Origin of the sequence: Leucobacter sp. M11 (assembly GCF_035726885.1) — a bacterium.
GTDB lineage: Bacteria > Actinomycetota > Actinomycetes > Actinomycetales > Microbacteriaceae > JAPFRB01.
In genome coordinates this window covers 203975-206200 of record NZ_JAPFRB010000004.1, presented here as the reverse complement: position 1 = coordinate 206200, position 2226 = coordinate 203975, and the positions used below count along the sequence as shown (strand labels likewise).

Annotated in this window: 2 protein-coding genes; both read left to right on the top strand. The window is 73.5% G+C overall.

The window, feature by feature from the left end; genetic code table 11:
- On the top strand, positions 1 to 996 hold a 996-nt coding region (gene hutU / locus OOT08_RS12930; RefSeq protein ID WP_325093159.1), incomplete at its 5' end, for a urocanate hydratase.
- A gap of 97 nt (positions 997 to 1093) precedes the next feature.
- The coding region (hutI, locus tag OOT08_RS12925) for an imidazolonepropionase (RefSeq protein ID WP_325093158.1) at positions 1094 to 2226 on the top strand (1133 nt) is incomplete at its 3' end.

The window sequence follows — 2226 nt, the reverse complement described above, 5'->3', positions numbered from 1 at the left end:
AAGGCCGAGGGCCGCGCCCGGTCCATCGGCATCGTCGGCAACGCCGCCGAGGTCTTCCCCGAGCTGCTGCGCCGCGGCGTGCCAATCGACATCGTGACCGACCAGACGAGCGCGCACGACCCGCTCAGCTACCTGCCCATCGGCGTCTCGGTCGAGGACTGGCACGAGACGGCCGCCGCCGACCCCGAGGCCTTCACGGTGGCCGCGCGGGCCGCGATGGCCGCCCAGGTCGAGGCGATGGTCGGCTTCCTCGACGCGGGCGCTGAGGTCTTCGACTACGGCAACTCGATCCGCGACGAGGCCCGGCACGCGGGCTACGACCGCGCCTTCGCCTTCCCCGGCTTCGTGCCCGCGTACATTCGGCCCCTGTTCTGCGAGGGCCTCGGCCCGTTCCGCTGGGTGGCGCTCTCGGGCGACCCCGAGGACATCCGCGTCACGGACGAGGCCATCCTGGAGCTGTTCCCCGAGGACGAGCACCTGCACCGGTGGATCCGGGCCGCACAGGAGCACGTTGAGTTCGAGGGCCTCCCCGCACGCATCTGCTGGCTGGGCTACGGCGACCGGGCGAAGGCCGCGGTGCGCTTCAACGAGCTCGTCGCGGAGGGCAGGCTGAAAGCGCCCATCGTGATCGGCCGCGATCACCTCGACTCTGGCTCGGTCGCCTCGCCCTACCGGGAGACCGAGGCAATGGCGGACGGCTCGGACGCGATCGCGGACTGGCCGCTGCTGAACGCCCTGACCGCGGCGTCCTCCGGGGCGACCTGGGTGTCCATCCACCACGGCGGCGGCGTCGGCATCGGCCGCTCGATCCACGCGGGTCAGGTCTCGGTTGCGGACGGCACCCCGCTGGCCGCCGAGAAGCTCGCCCGCCTGCTCACGAACGACCCCGGAATGGGCGTCATCCGGCACGTGGACGCGGGCTACCAGCGCGCGGCGGACGTGGCGCGCGAGCGCGGCGTCCGGGTGCCGATGGAGCCGACCATCCGGCACGAGTAGCACCCCGCCGCACCGCTGCGGCAACTCGCCCGGGGAGCGCAGCGCTCCCCGGGCGTTCCCCGTATCATCAGCAGCACCCACCCGTCGAGGAGACCCCATGAGCACCCTGATCACCAACATCGGCGAGCTGACCACGAATGCGGCGGCGGACGGCGGGCGACGCCACGACGCGGCCGTCGTCCTGGACGGCGGGCTCGTGGCCTGGGTCGGCGACGCGTCCGTTGCCCCCGCCGCGGATGAGCGTTTCGACGCGGCGGGCCGGGCCGCGCTCCCCGGCTGGGTGGACTCGCACAGCCACATGGTGTTCGCGGGCGATCGCACCGCGGAGTTCGAGGCCCGGATGGCGGGCGAGTCCTATGCCGCCGGGGGCATCAACGTCACCGTGAACGCGACGCGGGCCGCCTCGGACGCCGAGCTCGCCCAGAACCTCGCGCGCCTCGTGGGCGAGGCCCGGCGCGGCGGCACCACCACGATCGAGACCAAGACGGGGTACGGGCTCACCGTGGCGGACGAGGTGCGCAGCGCGCTCATCGCGGCTGAGCACGCGGACGCCGTCACATTCCTGGGTGCGCATGTGGTCCCGGAGGGCACCGACAGGGCCGCCTATCTGGACCTCGTCACGGGCGAGATGCTCGACGCGGTCGCCCCGCACGTGAGCGCGGTGGACGTGTTCTGCGAGACGGGGGCCTTCGACGAGGCCGAGACCCGCCGGGTCCTGACGACCGCCGCCGAGCGGGGGCTCGCGACCCGCGTGCACGGCAATCAGCTGGGACACGGCCCGGGCGTCCGCCTCGCCGTGGAGCACGGCTCGCTCAGCGTCGACCACCTCGGCTTCCTGACCGACGAGGACATCGCCCTGCTCGGGCAGTCGACGACCGTCGCCACGGTGCTCCCAGCCTGCGATCTGTCCACCCGGATGCCGCTCGCCCCGGCCCGGGCCCTGCTGGACGCGGGCGCGACCGTCGCCATCGCCTCGAACTGCAACCCCGGCACCTCGTACACCTCGTCGATGGCGTTCGCGGTCGCGACCGCGGTGTTGCAGATGCGACTGACCGTCGTGGAGGCAGTGCGGGCGGCGACGCTCGGCGGCGCAATCGCGCTCGACCGGCACGAGGACCGGGCGGGCCTCCCCCGCGTTGGCCTGATCGAAGTCGGTGCGCGCGCGGACCTGCACCTCCTCGACGCCCCCTCGGTGACCCACCTCGCCTACCGGCCCGGCATGCCGCTCAC